Source organism: Sinorhizobium sp. 7-81, from assembly GCF_030124405.1.
GTDB lineage: Bacteria > Pseudomonadota > Alphaproteobacteria > Rhizobiales > Rhizobiaceae > Sinorhizobium > Sinorhizobium psoraleae.
On record NZ_JASKLT010000002.1, the window covers coordinates 1,018,909 to 1,036,589 of the forward strand.

Annotated in this window: 16 protein-coding genes; 8 read left to right on the plus strand and 8 right to left on the minus strand. The window is 63.8% G+C overall.

Annotated elements, in window-relative coordinates:
• From doeB to QN224_RS11905, 3 genes are all read left to right on the plus strand, one after another.
• Positions 1 to 999: a N(2)-acetyl-L-2,4-diaminobutanoate deacetylase DoeB gene (gene doeB, locus QN224_RS11895; RefSeq protein WP_283976802.1), complete on the plus strand. Its 999-nt coding sequence runs from the start codon at positions 1 to 3 to the stop codon at positions 997 to 999.
• Between the two features lie 148 nt (positions 1,000 to 1,147).
• A complete protein-coding gene (gene purU, locus QN224_RS11900) occupies positions 1,148 to 2,032 on the plus strand; it encodes a formyltetrahydrofolate deformylase (RefSeq protein ID WP_283976803.1) in 885 nt (294 codons plus the stop codon).
• A gap of 172 nt (positions 2,033 to 2,204) precedes the next feature.
• Positions 2,205 to 3,386 (plus strand): acetyl-CoA C-acyltransferase, encoded by a 1,182-nt coding sequence (locus tag QN224_RS11905; protein WP_283976804.1) that lies wholly within the window; start codon positions 2,205 to 2,207, stop codon positions 3,384 to 3,386.
• A 239-nt stretch (positions 3,387 to 3,625) separates the two neighbouring features.
• On the opposite strand, the gene lpdA is transcribed toward QN224_RS11905, so the two are convergent.
• The 5 genes from lpdA to QN224_RS11930 all read right to left on the minus strand — a co-directional run bounded on the left by lpdA (position 3,626) and on the right by QN224_RS11930 (position 10,245).
• Positions 3,626 to 5,020: a dihydrolipoyl dehydrogenase gene (lpdA, locus tag QN224_RS11910; protein ID WP_283976805.1), complete on the minus strand. Its 1,395-nt coding sequence runs from the start codon at positions 5,018 to 5,020 to the stop codon at positions 3,626 to 3,628.
• Positions 5,021 to 5,027: 7 nt separating this feature from the next.
• Complete coding sequence (locus tag QN224_RS11915) at positions 5,028 to 6,308, minus strand: dihydrolipoamide acetyltransferase family protein (RefSeq protein ID WP_283976806.1); 1,281 nt, start codon at positions 6,306 to 6,308, stop codon at positions 5,028 to 5,030.
• Positions 6,309 to 6,310: 2 nt separating this feature from the next.
• Positions 6,311 to 7,324, minus strand: a complete 1,014-nt coding sequence (locus tag QN224_RS11920; RefSeq protein ID WP_269281151.1) for an alpha-ketoacid dehydrogenase subunit beta — start codon at positions 7,322 to 7,324, stop codon at positions 6,311 to 6,313.
• A 1-nt stretch (position 7,325) separates the two neighbouring features.
• Entirely contained in the window at positions 7,326 to 8,558 is a 1,233-nt protein-coding gene (locus tag QN224_RS11925) for a 3-methyl-2-oxobutanoate dehydrogenase (2-methylpropanoyl-transferring) subunit alpha (RefSeq protein WP_283976807.1), read from the minus strand.
• A gap of 355 nt (positions 8,559 to 8,913) precedes the next feature.
• Positions 8,914 to 10,245 carry an FAD-binding oxidoreductase gene (locus tag QN224_RS11930; protein WP_283976808.1) on the minus strand — a complete coding sequence of 444 codons (1,332 nt, stop codon included), beginning with the start codon at positions 10,243 to 10,245 and terminating at the stop codon, positions 8,914 to 8,916.
• 237 nt (positions 10,246 to 10,482) lie between these two features.
• On the opposite strand from QN224_RS11930, the gene QN224_RS11935 reads away from it, so the two are divergent.
• Complete coding sequence (locus tag QN224_RS11935) at positions 10,483 to 11,220, plus strand: SDR family oxidoreductase (RefSeq protein ID WP_283976809.1); 738 nt, start codon at positions 10,483 to 10,485, stop codon at positions 11,218 to 11,220.
• 56 nt (positions 11,221 to 11,276) lie between these two features.
• A complete protein-coding gene (locus QN224_RS11940) occupies positions 11,277 to 11,669 on the plus strand; it encodes a winged helix-turn-helix domain-containing protein (RefSeq protein ID WP_283976810.1) in 393 nt (130 codons plus the stop codon).
• A gap of 36 nt (positions 11,670 to 11,705) precedes the next feature.
• Here QN224_RS11940 and modC read toward each other — a convergent pair whose 3' ends face one another.
• The 3 genes from modC to modA form a co-directional block, all read right to left on the minus strand.
• Positions 11,706 to 12,779, minus strand: coding sequence for a molybdenum ABC transporter ATP-binding protein (gene modC / locus QN224_RS11945; RefSeq protein WP_283976811.1), 1,074 nt, complete (start codon positions 12,777 to 12,779; stop codon positions 11,706 to 11,708).
• Complete coding sequence (modB, locus tag QN224_RS11950; RefSeq protein WP_173510134.1) at positions 12,776 to 13,468, minus strand: molybdate ABC transporter permease subunit; 693 nt, start codon at positions 13,466 to 13,468, stop codon at positions 12,776 to 12,778. Before modB ends, modC begins: the two co-directional genes overlap by 4 nt.
• Positions 13,469 to 13,577: 109 nt before the next feature.
• Positions 13,578 to 14,366, minus strand: a complete 789-nt coding sequence (modA, locus tag QN224_RS11955) for a molybdate ABC transporter substrate-binding protein (RefSeq protein WP_283976812.1) — start codon at positions 14,364 to 14,366, stop codon at positions 13,578 to 13,580.
• A gap of 199 nt (positions 14,367 to 14,565) precedes the next feature.
• Here modA and ung point away from each other — a divergent pair, with 199 nt between their 5' ends.
• The 3 genes from ung (at position 14,566) to cobG (ending at position 17,681) form a co-directional block, all read left to right on the plus strand.
• A complete protein-coding gene (gene ung, locus QN224_RS11960; protein WP_283976813.1) occupies positions 14,566 to 15,273 on the plus strand; it encodes a uracil-DNA glycosylase in 708 nt (235 codons plus the stop codon).
• 121 nt (positions 15,274 to 15,394) lie between these two features.
• On the plus strand, positions 15,395 to 16,165 hold the full coding sequence (cobF, locus tag QN224_RS11965) for a precorrin-6A synthase (deacetylating) (RefSeq protein WP_283976814.1): 771 nt from the start codon (positions 15,395 to 15,397) through the stop codon (positions 16,163 to 16,165).
• A gap of 139 nt (positions 16,166 to 16,304) precedes the next feature.
• Positions 16,305 to 17,681: a precorrin-3B synthase gene (gene cobG / locus QN224_RS11970; protein WP_283976937.1), complete on the plus strand. Its 1,377-nt coding sequence runs from the start codon at positions 16,305 to 16,307 to the stop codon at positions 17,679 to 17,681.

Below are 17,681 nucleotides of genomic sequence, written 5' to 3' on the forward strand. Positions count from 1 at the left end.
ATGACCGAGACGATATTGCGGCCATCGCCGATCTCAGCAAGCGTCGATTTTTCGGCCGAAGGCGTCCAGCACGGCTTTCTGCGGTTGCCCTACAGCCGCGATGACTCCGCCTGGGGATCGGTGATGATACCGATCACCGTCGTCAAGAATGGGGATGGGCCTACGGCCCTTCTCACGGGCGGCAACCACGGCGACGAGTACGAAGGGCCGATCGCGCTTTTCGACCTCGCCCGCACATTGGAGCCGGATGAAGTGATGGGACGGGTCATCATCGTACCTGCCATGAACTATCCCGCCTTCGCCGCCGGCACCCGCACGTCGCCGATCGACAAGGGCAACATGAACCGCAGCTTTCCTGGAAAACCGGACGGCACCGTGACGCAGAAGATCGCCGACTATTTCCAGCGCGAGCTCCTGCCGCTCGCAGACATTGTCCTCGACTTCCATTCGGGTGGAAAGACGCTTGACTTCCTGCCATTCTGCGCCGCGCACATCCTGCCCGACAAGGAGCAGGAGGCAAAAGCCTTCGAACTGGTCGAGGCGTTCGGCGCGCCCTGGTCGATGAAGATGCTGGAGATCGATACGGTCGGAATGTACGACACGGCGGCCGAGGAGATGGGCAAGGTGTTCATCACCACCGAGCTTGGCGGCGGCGGAACCGCAACCGCCAGCAGCGCTGGCATCGCCAAACGCGGCGTGAGGAACGTGCTTCGCGCCGCCGGCATCCTGAAAGGCGCAGTCGAGACATCGAAAACCGAATGGCTCGACATGCCGGATGGGGACTGCTTCCTGTTCGCGGAAGATGGGGGCCTGATCGAGCCGCTCGTCGATCTGGGGGACAAGGTGCGCAAGGGCGATGTGGTAGCCCGCATTTACCCCATCGGTCGTACCGGCGTTGAACCTGTCGCGCTGAAGGCAAAAATGGACGGCCTGCTGGCCGCCCGGCACTTCCCAGGTCTGGTAAAGCAGGGCGACTGTGTTGCCGTCGTCGCGGTGTAGTGCATTCGACCGACAATCATGCACTAGAGCGGGATGAGGAAAAGTGTGCGCGGTTTTCCGCCCGCATCCCGCTCTAGCTTATTAGAAATCGATCACGTTTATGATCTTGGGTCGATCCCAAAATCATCGTGATCTAAGGAAGATATTCGTGAAAACGCACATCCTTACAATAACTTGCAGGTCGATGGCCGGCATCATCGCGGCAGTTTCCGGCTACCTCGCCGAACGGGGTTGCAACATCGTCGACAGCTCACAGTTTGACGATCTCCAGTCGGGCCTGTTCTTCATGCGGTTGGTCTTCATCAGCCAGGAAGGTGCGAAGCTGGAGGAACTGCGCGAAGGCTTTGCGCCGGTTATCAAACGGTTCGAGATGACTGCGGAGATCCGCGATTCCGAAGAGCGCATGAAGGTGCTGTTGATGGTGTCGCGTTTCGGCCATTGCCTGAACGACCTGCTCTACCGCTGGAAGATCGGCGCGCTGCCGATCGACATCGTCGGCGTCGTCTCCAACCACTTCGACTACCAGAAGGTGGTCGTCAACCACGACATTCCCTTCCACCACATCAAGGTGACCAAGGAGAACAAGCCGCAGGCCGAAGCGCGGCTGATGGAAATCGTCGAGCAGAGCGAAGCCGAGCTTGTGGTGCTCGCCCGCTACATGCAGGTCTTATCCGACCAGCTCTGCAAGAAGATGTCGGGGCGGATCATCAACATCCACCATTCCTTCCTGCCGAGCTTCAAGGGCGCCAACCCCTACAAGCAGGCCTATGAGCGCGGCGTCAAGCTGATCGGCGCGACGGCGCATTACGTCACCGCCGATCTCGACGAGGGTCCGATCATCGAGCAGGACATCGCCCGCATCACCCATGCCCAGAGCGCCGAAGACTATGTCTCGATCGGCCGCGATGTCGAAAGCCAGGTGCTGGCCCGGGCCGTGCACGCCCACATCCACCACCGCTGCTTCATCAACGGCAACCGCGTCGTCGTCTTCCCGCCGAGCCCGGGAAGCTATGCCTCGGAGCGGATGGGCTGATCTTCCTGTGGCGCGTCTTTCCGGACGCGCCACAACGTTCGTAACGTTCTGATTTTCCGCGTGATTATCTCCGATTCGATTCTCTATCGGGGAACGGTCGGCTGGGCGTTGCCTCGCCCCAATCCGGCGCTATAGTCCTTCGATCGATCGTCGGCCGTATAGGAGGACCAGAATGAGCAATCGCGATCCGGTGGTTATCGTTTCGGCGGCGCGCACGCCGATGGGGGCCTTTCAGGGAGGGCTGAAGGACCTGACGGCACCGGAACTTGGTGCCATCGCCTTGAAGGCTGCGCTCGAACGCGCCGACCTCGATGCGGTCGACGAAGTCCTTATGGGCAATGTCTTGCCCGCTGGCATCGGCCAGAACCCAGCGCGGCAGGCGGCGCTCGGCGCCGGGCTCGGAAAGGAAACGCCCGCGACCACGGTCTCGAAGGTCTGCGGCTCCGGCATGAAAGCGCTCATGCTCGGTCACGACGCGCTTCTCTCCGGCAGTGCGTCGGTGATCGCTGCCGGCGGCATGGAGTCGATGACCAACGCTCCCTATCTGCTGCCCAAGGCCCGTGGCGGTTTCCGGCTCGGCCACGGCGAGGTCAAGGACCACATGTTCCTCGATGGGCTGGAGGACGCCTATTCCGGTCGGCTGATGGGGACCTATGCCGAAGACACGGCTCAGCACTATCAATTCTCGCGCGCCGATCAGGACGCCTTCGCCCTGCGCTCTCTGGAACGAGCGCTGAAAGCGGCGGAGGACAAGTCCTTTACCGATGAGATCGTGGCGATAACCGATGGTGGCAAGCGCGGGAGTGCGAACCTGGAGCGCGACGAACAGCCGACGAAGGCCGATCCCGCGAAGATACCGAAGTTGAAACCCGCCTTCCGCGACGGCGGTAGCGTCACGGCCGCCAATTCCTCCTCCATCTCCGACGGCGCCGCAGCGCTGATCCTGATGCGCGCGAGCGAAGCGGAGAGGCGCGGGCTGACGCCGCTTGCGATCGTTGCCGGTCATGCCGGCCATGCTCAGGAGCCGGCCTGGTTCACCACCGCGCCGATCGGCGCGACTGAGAAGCTGCTCGACAAGCTGAATTGGGAGAAAGGCAGCGTCGGCCTCTACGAGATCAATGAGGCCTTTGCCGTTGTCGCCATGGCGGCGATCCGCGACCTCGGCCTCTCCGACGACATCGTCAACATCCATGGCGGCGCCTGTGCTCTCGGCCACCCGATCGGCGCTTCGGGCGCCCGTATCGTCGTGACGTTACTCCATGCTATGCGCGCGAATGGGGTTAAGCGCGGCATCGCCTCGCTCTGCATCGGCGGCGGCGAGGCGACGGCGGTCGGGCTGGAACTGTTGCAGTAGCAAGTTTCTGAGCTTCTTTGTCCCTCACACTAACCCTCTCCCCGATCGCGGGGAGAGGGGACAAGGTCGTGATTTGATTTGTTGCTCTACATGCAAATTGGAGCCTGACCCGCGGACGGCTTCAGGCGGCCGGGTCTCGGCAGAAGCGGCGATGGGATTGAATGGGGCGCGGCTTGCTCCTTCTCCCCGCCCTGCGGGGAGAAGGTCGCGGCAGCGGGTTGAGGGGCAATCTCACCCGCTCAAATATGCAGCGCGTGCCCCAATCCCTTGAAAGCCGCTTCCTGAAAGGCCTCCGACTGGGTCGGGTGGGCGTGGATCGTGCCGGCAATGTCTTCCAGACGAGCGCCCATCTCGATCGCCAGCGCGAAGGTCGCCGAGAGTTCCGAAACGCCGTGCCCGACCGCATGGATGCCGAGCACGAGGTGATTGTCGGCGCGTGCGACGACGCGGACGAAGCCGTCTTCGGAAAGCGTCGTCATGGCACGGCCGTTCGCCTGGAAGGGGAACTGGCCGATCTTGATTTCGATGCCGGTCGCGCGCGCCTCGTCCGGTGAAAGGCCGGCGCTGACGATCTCCGGATCGGTGAAGCAGACGGCCGGGATGCAGTGCTTGTCCCAACTCCGCTTACGGCCGGCGACGATCTCGGCAACCATCTCGCCCTGCGCCATGGCGCGATGCGCGAGCATCGGTTCACCGGTGACGTCGCCGATGGCGTAGATGCCGCGCATAGAGGTGCGGCACTGGTCGTCGATGCGGATGAACTTCCCGGCGCGATCGAGATCGATCTCCTCGATCCCCCATCCCGCCGTCACAGGCTTGCGCCCGACGGTCACGAGGACCTTTTCGGCAGGTACCTCGAAGGGGCGCCCGCTTTCTTCCGCAAGCAGGCCGCGGCCGTCCGCCGAGAGCCGCTTGGCGGCGGTCCGCGTGAAGACGTCGACTCCGAGTTCGGCGAGGCGCTTCATCACCGGCTTTGAAAGATCGGCGTCGTATTGCGGCAGGATGCGGTCCATGGCTTCGAGCACGGTCACCTTCGAGCCCAGCTTGGCGAAGGCGGTGCCGAGTTCGAGGCCGATATAGCCGCCGCCGATGACGGCGAGCGTCGGCGGAACAGTCTTCAGCGCCAGCGCTCCGGTCGAGGAGATGACCTTGTCGCCGAAGGGCAGGTCGGGAAGTTCGACCGGCGCCGAGCCGGTGGCGATGACAACCGCCTCGGCCCGAATGCGCTGCAGGCCGGTCTCGGTCTCGACATCGACCGTCTTGCCGTCGACGAAGCGCGCCTCACCGACAACCGCCTTGACGCCCGCTTTTTTCAACAGGCCCGTCACGCCGCCATTCAACCGTCCGACGATGCCGTCTTTCCAGGCGACCGTCTGCGCCAGGTCGATCGCCGGCGCGCTCAGCGAAAGGCCGAGGGGATTCTTGCCCGACGACGCCGTGCGGAGTTTGTGGAATTCCTCGGCCGCGTGGATCAGCGCCTTCGAGGGAATGCATCCGACGTTGAGGCAGGTGCCGCCGGCCTTTGCCTTCTCCACGATCACGGTATCGACGCCGAGCTGGCCCGCGCGGATGGCGCAGATATAGCCGCCGGGACCGGCGCCAAGCACCAGAAGTTTGCAGGAAATTTCCTTCATGACCGCATCACCCTTCAACAAAAATCAGCGCCGGCGTTTCAAGCAGCGTCTTCAGCCGCTGGACGAAAGTCGCGGCATCCCAGCCATCGATGACGCGGTGATCGAAGCTTGACGAAAGGTTCATGATCTTGCGCGGCACGAATTGCGTCCCGTCCCAGACCGGACGGACTGCGATCTTGTTTACCCCGACGATCGCGACCTCCGGATGGTTGATGACCGGCGTCGATGCGATGCCGCCAAGCGCGCCGAGCGAGCTGATGGTGATGGTCGAGCCGGTCAGCTCGTCGCGGGTTGCGGTTCCCGTGCGGGCGGCATCCGCCAGCCTGTTCAACTCGGCGGCGCAATCCCAGATTCCGCGCGCTTCGGCGTGGCGGACGACCGGAACAGTCAGGCCGGCGGGGGTCTGGGTGGCGATGCCGATATGCACGGCCGCATGCCGATGAATGATTCCTGCGCCGTCATCGAAGGTCGCGTTGACGCCCGGCTGGTCGGCGATCGTCTTTACCAGCGCCCGCATCAGGAACGGCAGGACCGTCAGTTTCAGCTGATCGGGTTTGCGGTCACGGTTCATCGTCGCGCGCAAGTCCTCGAGCGCGGTCATGTCCACTTCCTCCACATAGGTGATGTGGGGAATGCGCGAGGTGGAGAGCGTCATCTTTTCGGCGATGCGGCGTCTCAGGCCGGTGACCTTGATTTCCTCCACCGCGGTCTTGCGGACGAGACCGGTTGTCGCCGGCGCCGGCTGAGCACCGCGGCTCAGGAAAAGATCGAGGTCCTCGTGGGTGATCCGGCCCGCCGGCCCGGTGCCGGTTACCTGCCTGAGGTCCACGCCGCTGTCCTTCGCGCGCAGCCGGACAGCCGGCGAGGCGAGCGGCTTTTTGGAAACGTCCAACGCCTCGCGCGGCGCCGGTGCCGGCTTTGGCTCGGTCCTTTCAGGCTTCGGCGGTGCTTTCGCCGCCGGCGGGGCAGAGACGGCGACGGGCTCGTCCAGCACGGCTTCGGCAAGTGCCTCCGGAACGCTGTCCGGGGGTGCTTCGCCCTCTTCGCCGACGGTTTCGATTCTGACGAGCGGGGCCTTGACCGCGACCGTGTCGCCGATTTCAGCGCCAAGCCACAAAACCTTGCCGGTGACCGGCGAGGGAATCTCGACGGTCGCCTTGTCGGTCATGACGGCGGCGAGCACCATGTCCTCGCGTACGGGATCGCCGAGCTTCACGTGCCATTCGACAAGTTCGGCCTCGGCGACGCCTTCGCCGACATCCGGCATCTTGATGATAAATTCGCCCATCGTCAGGCCTCCATCACTTCGGTGAGCGCGCGGCCGACGCGCGCGGGGCCGGGGAAATAGTCCCATTCCTGAGCGTGCGGGTAGGGTGTGTCCCAACCGGTGACCCGTATGACAGGGGCTTCCAGATGATAGAAGCAGTGCTCCTGAACGAGGGACACGAGCTCGCCGCCGAAGCCGGATGTGAGCGTCGCCTCGTGCACCACGACGCAGCGCCCGGTCTTCGTCACTGACTGTACGATCGTATCGAGGTCGAGCGGCAACAGGCTGCGCAAGTCGATCACCTCCGCATCGATTCCGGTTTCCTCCGCGGCGGCGAGTGCGACATGCACCATGGTTCCATAGGCGATCACGGTCACGGCCGAGCCCGTCCGGCGGATTTCGGCCTTGCCGATCGGGATCGTATAATGCCCTTCCGGCACGTCGCCGAGTTCATGCTTCGACCACGGCGTCACCGGACGTTCATGGTGACCGTCGAACGGGCCATTGTAGAGCCGTTTCGGCTCCAGGAACATCACCGGATCGGGATCCTCGATTGCCGAAATCAGGAGCCCCTTGGCGTCGTAAGGGTTTGACGGCACGATGACCTTCAGACCGCAGACATGGGTGAAAAGCGCTTCCGGGCTCTGGCTGTGTGTCTGGCCGCCGAAGATGCCGCCACCGGTCGGCATGCGCAGAACGATCGGGCAGGTGAAATCGCCGTTCGAGCGGTAGCGAATGCGCGCCGCCTCCTGGGTAATCTGGTCGTAGGCCGGATACATGTAGTCGGCGAACTGGATCTCCACGCAGGGCTTCAGCCCGTAGGCCGCCATGCCGATGGCTGTGCCGACGATGCCGGATTCGCTGATCGGCGCGTCGAAACAGCGGGTCTTTCCGTACTTTGCCTGAAGCCCTTGCGTGCAGCGGAAAACGCCGCCGAAATAGCCGACGTCCTCGCCGAAGACGACGACGTTCTCGTCGCGCGCCATCGAAACGTCCATGGCGCTGCGCACCGCTTCGATCATTGTCATTCTGGCCATGTCAGTATCCTGCCTTCTGCCGCTGGCGACGGATGTGCGGCGGCATCTCGGCGTAAACACCCTCGAAGATATCGCGTACGGAAGGCTTGCCGCCGGCATGCAGCGTGCCGTGGCTTTCCGCCTGTTTCTGCGCCTGGATCACCTCGTCCATGACTTCGGCTTCCGCCTGGGCGTGGCGCTCTTCCGACCACGCACCGCGGACAATCAGGTGCTTCTTCAGTCGCAGAACCGGATCGCCGAGCGGCCAGGCTTCCGACTCCGTCTTCGGGCGATAGGCGCTCGGGTCGTCGGAGGTGGAGTGCGCGCCGACGCGGTAGGTCACGTATTCGATCAGCGTCGGCCCCAGATTGCGCCGCGCCCGCTCCGCCGCCCAGCGCGCCACCGCATAGACAGCGAGATAGTCGTTGCCATCGACGCGCAGCGCCGGGATGCCGAAGCCGAGCCCGCGGGCCGCAAAAGTACCCGAACCGCCGCGGGCGATGCCCTGGAAGGTCGAGATCGCCCACTGGTTATTGACAATGTTGAGGATAACCGGCGCCCGGTAAGTGGACGCGAACACGAGAGCGGAGTGGAAGTCCGACTCCGCCGTCGAGCCGTCGCCGATCCAGCCGGCGGCGATGCGTGTGTCGTTCTTGATCGCCGAGGCCATGGCCCAGCCGACCGCCTGGACATATTGGGTAGCCAGATTGCCGGAAATCGTGAAGAAGCCGTGCTCCTTGGAAGTGTACATCACCGGCAACTGCCGGCCATGACACGGATCGCTCTCGTTCGAGAAGATCTGGTTCATCATCTCGACCATCGGATAGTCGTCGGCGATGAGAAGCCCCGCCTGGCGATAGGTGGGGAAATTCATGTCGCCCTTGCGAAGGGCTCTGCGGAAGGCGCAGCTTACGGCTTCCTCGCCGAGATGCTGCATGTAGAAGGATGTCTTGCCCTGACGCTGCGCCATCAGCATGCGCGCATCGAAGGCGCGTAGCATCATCATGTGCCTGAGACCGGTGAGCAGTTCCTCATCGGATAGCAGGCCCGCCCAAGGCCCGACGGCTTCGCCTTCGCGGTTGAGCACGCGGATGATGGAATAGGCAAGGTCCCGGATCTCTTCCGGCGCGACGTCCACCTCGGGACGAGGCACGGAGCCGGCCTTCGGAATTTTCACATTGGAGAAATCGGGTTGATCGCCCGGCCGAACGGCCGGTTCGGGGACATGCAAACTCAAACGGTCGAGATCGCTCATGCGGGTTCCGGCCTCCCATCCGGATTGCGCATTGCGCGCAAAATCAATGATCGAGAGAACAGTATTGCCGGGCTCACGGCACGATACTGCGACGATCTCGCGCCATCGGGTACTCCTCCGCCCGACGCTGCCACGTGCCGTCGCGATCCCCGTTCTCCCGAGGGGATATGCTGACAGACTGCCATGAGTTCAGGGGGAGATGAAGGGTTTTCGCGGTCTCGGCCGCCGGCCGCTTGAAGAAAGACAGAATCCTGCCATTGCGTCTCGGATGCCGGATGGAAAACAGGCAGCGGCGGCCGTTGCGGGAAATTTTCTTGCGCGGCCGGTTCAGCGGTCGGCGCTCGAAAGCGCGCCTTCAGACCGGCGGCGCGATCTCGATAGGCGTGCCGTCGGAAAAACGCGAGAGCCGGAAATCCGCGGGATCGACGATCGGCCGATCCCCCGTGACGAGGTCGGCGACGAGGTGACCGGCGCCGGGGCCGATACCGAAGCCGTGGCCGGAAAAGCCGGTGGCTATGATCAGGCCGGGGACATTTTCAGCATGGGAAATGACAGGCACGGCATCGGGCGTAACATCGATCAGGCCGGCCCAGATCTGCAGTGGCGCCGTCTGCCGGAGTGCCGGGAAGACCTTTCTCACCTCCTCAAACGCCCTTAACGCGGAGCGCGAATCGGGTCGGGGGTCGAGGACCCGGTGACGTTCGAAGGCGCCCGGGCGGTCGAGCGGCACGGGCGCGATCTCGAAGAGCTCGCGCCAGCTCTGCGCGCTCAGTCCAACCTGCACGGCTTCGCCCTCGGCCTTTCGCGCGGGCTGAAAATCACGAAAAAAAGTGAAACTGTCCGGGGCGATCGGGTGCAGGTTGGCGCTGCCGTCGGCGATCGTATAGCCGCCATCGAGGCGCTTTCGATAGGCATAGGTCGCCGTCGCGGCGGCGCCCTCGGGTCCGCCGTCGACCGCTGCGGTTCTCAGCACGGTGTTGCGCACCTTCAGCTGCGGTAACCGGATTCCGAGGCCCTTGCAGAAGAGCCGCGACCAGGCGCCGCCGGCAAGGACGACTGTCGTGGTTTCGATGCGACCCTTTTCCGTGATGACGGCGCTGATCCGGCCAGCACTTCTCTCGACTCCGCGTGCAGCACAGCCGGTAACGATGTGCGCCCCGGCGCGCCGCGCCCCTGCGGCGATTGCCGGCACCGCCTTCTGCGGCTCGGCCCGACCGTCGCTTGGCGTGAATAGCGCGCCTTTGTAGCGGGTTGTGGCTCCCGACATCCTGGACTGCGTTTCGTCCGCGCCGATCTGGCGGCTGTCGACGCCATATTGCCTTGCATGCGTCAGCCAGGCGTCGCGGTTGGCGATATCCTGTTCGCTTTCCGAAATATACAGGATGCCGCTGCGGCGAAATCCGGTTTCGCCGCCGACGCGCGCATCGAGCGTGTCCCAGATTTTCAGTGCCGCCATGGCAAGCGGGATCTCGCGGCGGTCGCGGCCCATGACGCGCACCCATCCCCAATTGCGGCTCGACTGTTCGCCGCCGAGCGCACCTTTCTCGCAGAGCACGACTTGAATGCCGCGCTCGGCAAGGAAAAGCGCCGTGCTGACGCCGATGATGCCACCGCCGACGATGACGACGTCGGCTTTCGGGGGCAGCGAATTTTCGGTGATGACTGGGTCGAGAACGGGACCGGGCATGAATGTCTCTTGATATGCGTGGCTTTCTGCTATCGCTGCATCCTTCGTCGGCCCCGATCAACCCCACGCGAGCGATTAGCTGACCAAAATGCACAATTCGCACGTGATCCGGGCGCTTCTATCTGTCTTTTTCCGATAAAAATACACTTCAATTGCTTGACAGATCGGCGGGCTCCGATGTCTCTTGGCGAGCAGACGGGCACAGGTCCGCGGCGCAACACGGATGGGGAAGGAAACATGGGCGGGCTTCTGGCGGGAAAGCGGGCGGTGATTACGGCGGCGGCGCAAGGTATCGGTCGCGCGGCAGCCGAGGCTTTCAGCCGCGAGGGCGCCTCTGTCATTGCGACCGACGTCAATGAGGAAAAACTCCGCGAACTTGCGGCGCAGGGCATCGAGATCGCGAAGCTCGACGTGCTCAGCGAAGAGGCGGTCGCCGCGTTTGCAGTGCGCACCGGCGCCATCGACGTTCTCTTCAACTGCGCCGGATTCGTCCACTCCGGCTCGATCCTCGAGGCGAGCGAAAAGGACTACGACTTCGCCTTCGACCTCAACGTGAAATCCATGTTCCGGATGATCCGCGCCTTCCTTCCCGGCATGATCGAAAAAGGCGGCGGCTCGATCATCAATATGTCGTCGGTGGCGGGCGTTCCGATGGGCGTGCCGAACCGCTTCGTCTATTCGGCGAGCAAGGCGGCGGTCGTCGGCCTTACCAAGTCGGTCGCGACCGATTTCATCGGCAAGGGCATCCGCTGCAACGCCATCGCACCGGGCACGGTCCAATCCCCGTCGCTTGAGGAGCGGATGAAGGCTCAGGGCGATTACGAGCAGGCGCGCGCCGCCTTCATCGCGCGCCAGCCGATGGGGCGTCTTGGGACGCCCGACGAGATCGCAGCGCTCGCCGTCTATCTCGGCAGCGATATTTCTGCCTATACGACCGGCCAGGTGCATGTGATCGACGGCGGCATGAGTCTCTGACACCGCGCAATACGGCCGGACTTCCAGAACCTTGGCCGAGACTCTATGCTCGTCGCATGCCTGACGAAGACAATAAACTTCACCCGATCCTGCGTATCGACTTTCCGCCCGGCGAGCGTCTTGGGCGCGGCAAGATCATGCTCCTGGAGCTCATCCGCGAAACCGGTTCGATTTCCGCCGCCGGCCGGGCGATGGACATGTCCTACCGGCGCGCCTGGCTGCTCGTCGATGCCTTGAACCGGATGTTCAAGGAGCCCTCGGTGGAATCGCAGCGCGGCGGCAAGCAAGGGGGCGGTGCCGCTGTCACGGCTTTCGGCGAGATGCTGATCCAGCGGTTCCGGGCTATGGAGGCAAAGGCTTGCGCGGCGATCAAGGATGACCTCGACTGGCTCGAGGCCGTTCGCGATCCCAATGCTGTTTCTGTGACGGAAACGGTTTCGGACAAGTGAGGCAAGACGCGAGCGAAAGCCGGGCCTCATCCGCCCTCAGTGATCGAGCGCCACGGTCTTGATGATCGCGTGAACGGGTTTCCCAGGTACGAGCTGGAGCGCGTCGCGTGACAGAGCGGTGATGCGGGCGAGAATAACGTTGCCGCCGCACTGCACGCGAACGTCGATGCTGCCCTTTTCATCGGGCGAGAGATCGGTGACCGTTCCCTCGAACACGTTGAGCGCGCTGATGCCTTCGGGACGCACGGTGGCCAGCATGACGTCCCGCGCCGCGATATGCAGGCGGACGCTGTGGCCCGGCGGAACGAAGAGTTGCGGCACGCGCACGAGACATTGTCCCGCCCGGACGACCGTCAGATTGTGTGTGCTGTCGTGGCTCTCGACCACGCCCTCGAGCAGCGCGCCGGCCTCACGCCAATCCATCGCATGCGCTGCAGCCGGTTGGCTGAGGACGGCGGCCGCATCGCCCGATGCCTTGACCCGACCGTTCTCGATCATGATGACGCGCTCAGCCAATCGGGCGACTTCCGCGACCGAATGGCTGACATAGACGATCGGAATTCTCGTTTCGTCACGAAGCCGCTCCAGATAAGGCAGGATCTCCGCCTTTCGTGCCTCGTCTAGCGCGGCAAGAGGTTCGTCCATCAGTAGCAGGCGGGGAGAGGCGAGCAGCGCCCGGCCGACGGCGACGCGCTGGCGTTCGCCGCCGGAAAGCGTCGAGGGACGACGGTCGAGCAGGTGGCCGATGCCGAGCATTTCGACGACCCGCCCGAACTGCGAGGCGGACTCTTCCGCGCCGGCGAACCAGCGTCCGTAGGCGAGATTCTTGCGGACGCTCATGTGCGGGAAAAGCCGCGCTTCCTGGAAGACATAACCGAAGCGGCGCCGGTGGATCGGCGTGAATATCCGCCGCTCGCTGTCGGCAATCACGTCGCCGTCGAGGACGATCCGACCGCTATCGGGGCGGAGAAGTCCGGCGATGATATTGATCAGTGAGGTCTTGCCCGAGCCCGAGCGGCCGAAAAGCGCCGTGACGCTGCCGTCAGAGGTGAACGCGGCGTCGATTGTGAAGGCACCGACCCGGTGGCGGGCTTCGACCTCGAGGCTCATGCCGTCACCGAGCGCTTTGCCGCGAATGCCGCGAAAATCTCCGACAGCATCAGTGCCGCCATGGAAATGACGACCGAGACGACAGCGAGGCGCATCGCTCCGGCATCGCCGCCTGGAACCTGAGTGAAAGTGTAGATCGCGGAGGAAAGCGTCTGTGTCTCGCCCGGAATATTGGAGACGAAGGTGATCGTCGCCCCGAACTCGCCCATCGCCTTGGCGAAGGAGAGGATCATGCCGGCGATGATGCCGGGAAGGATCAGCGGCAATGTCACAGTCAGGAACACCCATGCCGGTCCGGCGCCGAGCGTGGCGGCGGCGTCCTCGAGCTTGCGGTCGACTGCGTCGATCGACAGCCGGATACTGCGCACCATCAGCGGAAAGCCCATGACCGCACAGGCAAGCGCGGCACCCGTCCAGCGGAAGGAGAAGACGATGCCGAAATTTTCGGCGAGGAAGGCGCCGATCGGTCCGCGGCGGCCGAAGAGAAGCAGCAGCACGAAGCCGGTGACAACCGGCGGCAGCACCAGCGGCATATGTACGAGGCCGTTCAGGACCGACTTGCCCCAGAAGCGCCCACGCGCAAGCACCATGGCGGCCAGCAGTGCCAGCGGCAGGCTGCTTAACATCGCGACCGTGGCGACGCGCAGGCTAAGCCGGACTGCCGTCCACTCCGCGTCGCTCAATGCCATCCAGTCCAAGCGTCAAATCTCCCGTCAAAGTCCTGCGCCACGACACCCTCATGACCTGCGCGAATCTATCGAGATTTCACGCAGGGTGCTTGCGTGAGTTGCTTCGCGCTTATTTCCGCACCGTGAAACCCTCGGCCTCGAAGAGCGCCGCAGCCTTGGCCGACGTGACGAATGCAAGATAGGCGGCTGCGTCGGTGTTCTTGCTGTCGACCGTAACGGCTATCGGATAGATGATGGGAGGATGACTGTCCTCCGGGAACGTGCCGACCACCTTGACACCGGGCTCGGCCACTGCGTCCGTCTGGTACACGATGCCATAGGGAGCCTCGCCGCGCGACACCAGGAGAAGTGCGGCCCGCACGCTTTCCGCCCCCGCCACCTTCTGTGCAACTGCCGGCCAGACCCCGAGTTTTTCCAGTGCCGCCTTGCCGTATTTGCCGGCGGGAACCGAGTCGACCGCGCCCATCGCCAGGCGGTCGTTTCCGAGGAGACCGGCGAGATCGAAACCGGGCTCGATATCGACCGCTTGCGCATCGGGCTTTGCGGAAACGAGGACGAGGCGGTTGCCGAGAAGGTTGGCGCGGGTGTCCGCCTTGATCAGCTTCTTGTCGGCAAGATAGTCCATCCAGGCGAGGTCGGCCGAAATGAAGACATCCGCCGGCGCGCCCTGTTCGATCTGCTTTGCAAGCGCCGAGCTTGCGGCATAGGAAGCGGTTGCCTGCCTGCCGCTTTCCTTCTGCCATTCGGCGTTGACCGCGTCGAGCGCGTTCTTCAGGCTCGCCGCTGCGAAGACGGTTATCTTTTCTGCCGCTTGCGCAGGGCCAGGGGCCGCGCCTGTCAAGGCGACCCACACGGTCAGCGCGAGTCCCTTGAGCCAGATTCTTCGTCCTCTCCGCATGCGTGCCTCCGTCCGGTCGCGATATTTGAGGATATAACGGATCTATTCTCCTCGTTAGCGTTATATCTGCAGAAATACAATGCTCCTCGGGAGTTCCGATCAGAACGGTGAATCGAAGAATGAAATCCCGCAGGACCGCTTGCGGCGCCCGCTCAACTGCTTAAATTTCCGGTCGAAGCGAAACGAGGCTCGACAACATATGGAACCGACCATCCGGATCGAGGACAGCTGGAAGGCCGCGTTGGCCCCGGAATTCTCAAGCGCCTATATGGGCGACCTCAAGCGGTTCCTGCTGGGGGAAAAGGACGGCGGCCGACAGATCTTCCCGAGAGGCAGCGAATATTTTCGCGCGCTCGATCTTACGCCGCTCGACAAGGTCCGCGTTGTTATCCTCGGGCAGGATCCCTATCATGGCGACGGGCAGGCGCACGGGCTTTGTTTCAGCGTGCGGCCCGGCGTGCGCACGCCGCCGTCGCTCGTCAACATTTACAAGGAACTCCAGGACGATCTCGGCATTCCGCCCGCTCGCCACGGTTTCCTGGAAAGCTGGGCGCGGCAGGGCGTGCTGCTTTTGAACAGCGTGCTCACGGTCGAACGGGGACGGGCGGCTTCGCACCAGGGGCGGGGCTGGGAGCGTTTCACCGACGCGGTCATTCGGGCGGTCAACGAACAGCGGCAGCCCGTCGTCTTCATGCTGTGGGGCTCCTATGCGCAAAGGAAGGCGGCATTCGTCGACCAGTCCCGGCATCTGGTGCTGAAGGCGGCGCACCCTTCGCCGCTTTCGGCCCATTCGGGCTTTCTCGGTTGCCGGCATTTTTCGAAGGCCAATGCTTTTCTCGTTTCGAGGGGCTTCGATCCGATAGATTGGCGATTGCCGGAAAACCCTGAGGTTGCCGACGGCCGCTGACTTTAATTGCTGGCGTCTGGCGCTGCGTCGCCCCCGCCTGTCGCTGACAAACCTTGCGTCGCCGCCTGCGATCGGCGAAAGACTGCACAGAACGCGCAGCGCGAGAAGCAGGCGGAAGATTATGCGGCATATCTTGATCATCGGCATCGGCGCGGGCAATCCCGAACACGTGACCATTCAGGCAATCAACGCCCTCAACAAGGCTGACGTGCTCTTCATTCCGACCAAGGGGGCGAAGAAGACCGAGCTTGCCGAGGTCCGCCGCGAGATTTGTGGGCGTTATGTGACGCGGAGCGACAGCCGCACGGTCGAGTTCGCCGTGCCGGTACGCCAGACGGAGGGGCGGAGCTATAGCGGCAGCGTCGACGACTGGCACGGCAGCATCGCCGCAACGTATGAGGAATTGCTGCTTGGCGAACTTGCTGAAGGCCAGACCGGCGCCTTCCTGGTCTGGGGCGACCCGATGCTTTACGACAGCACGATCCGCATCGTGGAACGCGTCAGGGCGCGGGGACATGTGGCTATCGACTTCGACGTCGTTCCCGGCATCACCAGTCTGCAGGCACTCTGCGCCAGCCATCGCATACCGCTCAATCTCGTCGGCAAGCCTGTCGAGATCACCACCGGAAGGCGGCTTGCCGAAAGCTTCCCGGATAAAAGCGAAACTGCCGTCGTCATGCTCGACGGGGAGCAAGCATTCCACAAGATCGAAGACCCGGATGCCGCAATCTATTGGGGCGCCTATCTTGGCACGCCGGATGAGATCGTCATCTCCGGACCTCTTGCCGAAGTGAAGGACGAGATCCTCAAGACGCGCGCCGAGGCGCGCGAGCGCATCGGCTGGATCATGGATATCTATCTCCTGCGCAAGGGCGCCGATTTCGACGAATAGCAGGCGTGCGTGCCGCGGGATTGGGGGTCTATCACCTCCCCTTTGATCTCTCTCAAGGCGCTTGGCTGTGATATAGCGTCCATCGAAAGCGGTTATGGCGGAGACCATTGCCCTCTTGCCGGGAGAATTGACCAACGCGATGACAAGCTGTGCCATGCCCAGATCCGACGGGGCCGCTCCCGATGCCGCCTTGCGGCGGGGCGCCTGTCCGTCGCTCGCGAAACCGATGCAGACCGGTGATGGATTGCTGGTGCGCCTACGCCCGGCGACCGGCGGCATGACGCCTGGGGAGTTGCGGGCACTTGCCGCGGCGGCCGAGCGCTTCGGCAACGGAATTCTGGAAGTGACCGCGCGGGGAAATCTGCAGATCCGAGGCCTGACCGCCGCGACCGTCGCCGGCCTCGCGTCGGCAATCAGCGAGGCAGGCATTGCGATTGCCGAAGGCGTTGCGATCGAGACCCCACCGCTTGCCGGGGTCGATGCGGATGAGATCGTGGATCCACGTCCGCTTGCACGGGCGTTGCGCGAAGCGATCGCTGCGCTCGATCCGCCTTTCACGCTCGCGCCGAAGCTATCGATCATCATCGACGGCGGCGGCCGCGTTCACCTCGACGACATCGTTGCCGACTTGCGTCTCAAGGCGGTGAAGGCGGATGACGGCGTAGCCTGGCTGCTTTCCCTCGGCGGGACCGCTCGCACGGCGCGGTCGGTTGCGCTGCTCGATGCGCGCGAAACCATTCCCAGCCTCTTGGCCGTCCTCGGCAGGCTCGCCGCAATCGGCGACAGCGCGCGCGGCCGTGATCTCGATGCGGAGGCGCTTGGAAACGAGTTGGCGGGCGGAGAGCGTCGGCCGGCGAGGCCGATCTTGCGGGCGGAGCCGACCATATCGGCCGCCGGCATGCACATGGCGGCCGGTGGCGCAACCGTGCTTGGCATCGGTTTCGCCTTCGCCCAGACGGATGCGGCCAGCCTGACGGCGTTCCTGCGTAAAGCCGAGGAATTGGGTGCGACGGAGATCCGGCCCGCACCGGGCCATGGCCTCTTCGTGCTCGGACTCGACCGCGAGGCGGCCGCGACGGCACAGCGGCTCGCGTCTTCTCTCGGTTTCCGCATTGCCCCGGATGATCCGCGCAATCATATTGCCACCTGCGCCGGCACGGGAGCCTGCGCCTCGGCGCTGATGGAGACGAAGGTCGTGGCACGGCTGATGGTCGAGGCGGCGCCCGAGTTGCTTGACGGTTCGATGAGCGTTCATCTCTCCGGCTGTCCCAAGGGATGCGCGCGACCGTCATCGTCGGAGCTGACGCTTGTCGGTGCGCCATCAGGATATGCGCTTGTCGTAAATGGTACTGCTTCCGTCGCGCCGAGCGCCTACACGGATGCGAATGGTATAAAAACCGCGCTAGCGCATTTAGGTGCGCTGGTCAGGCAAAACAAAGACGCTGGCGAATCGGCGCGGTCCTGTCTTACACGGCTCGGGGCCGCGCGCATCGCCGCAGCGTTTGAACAGGGATAG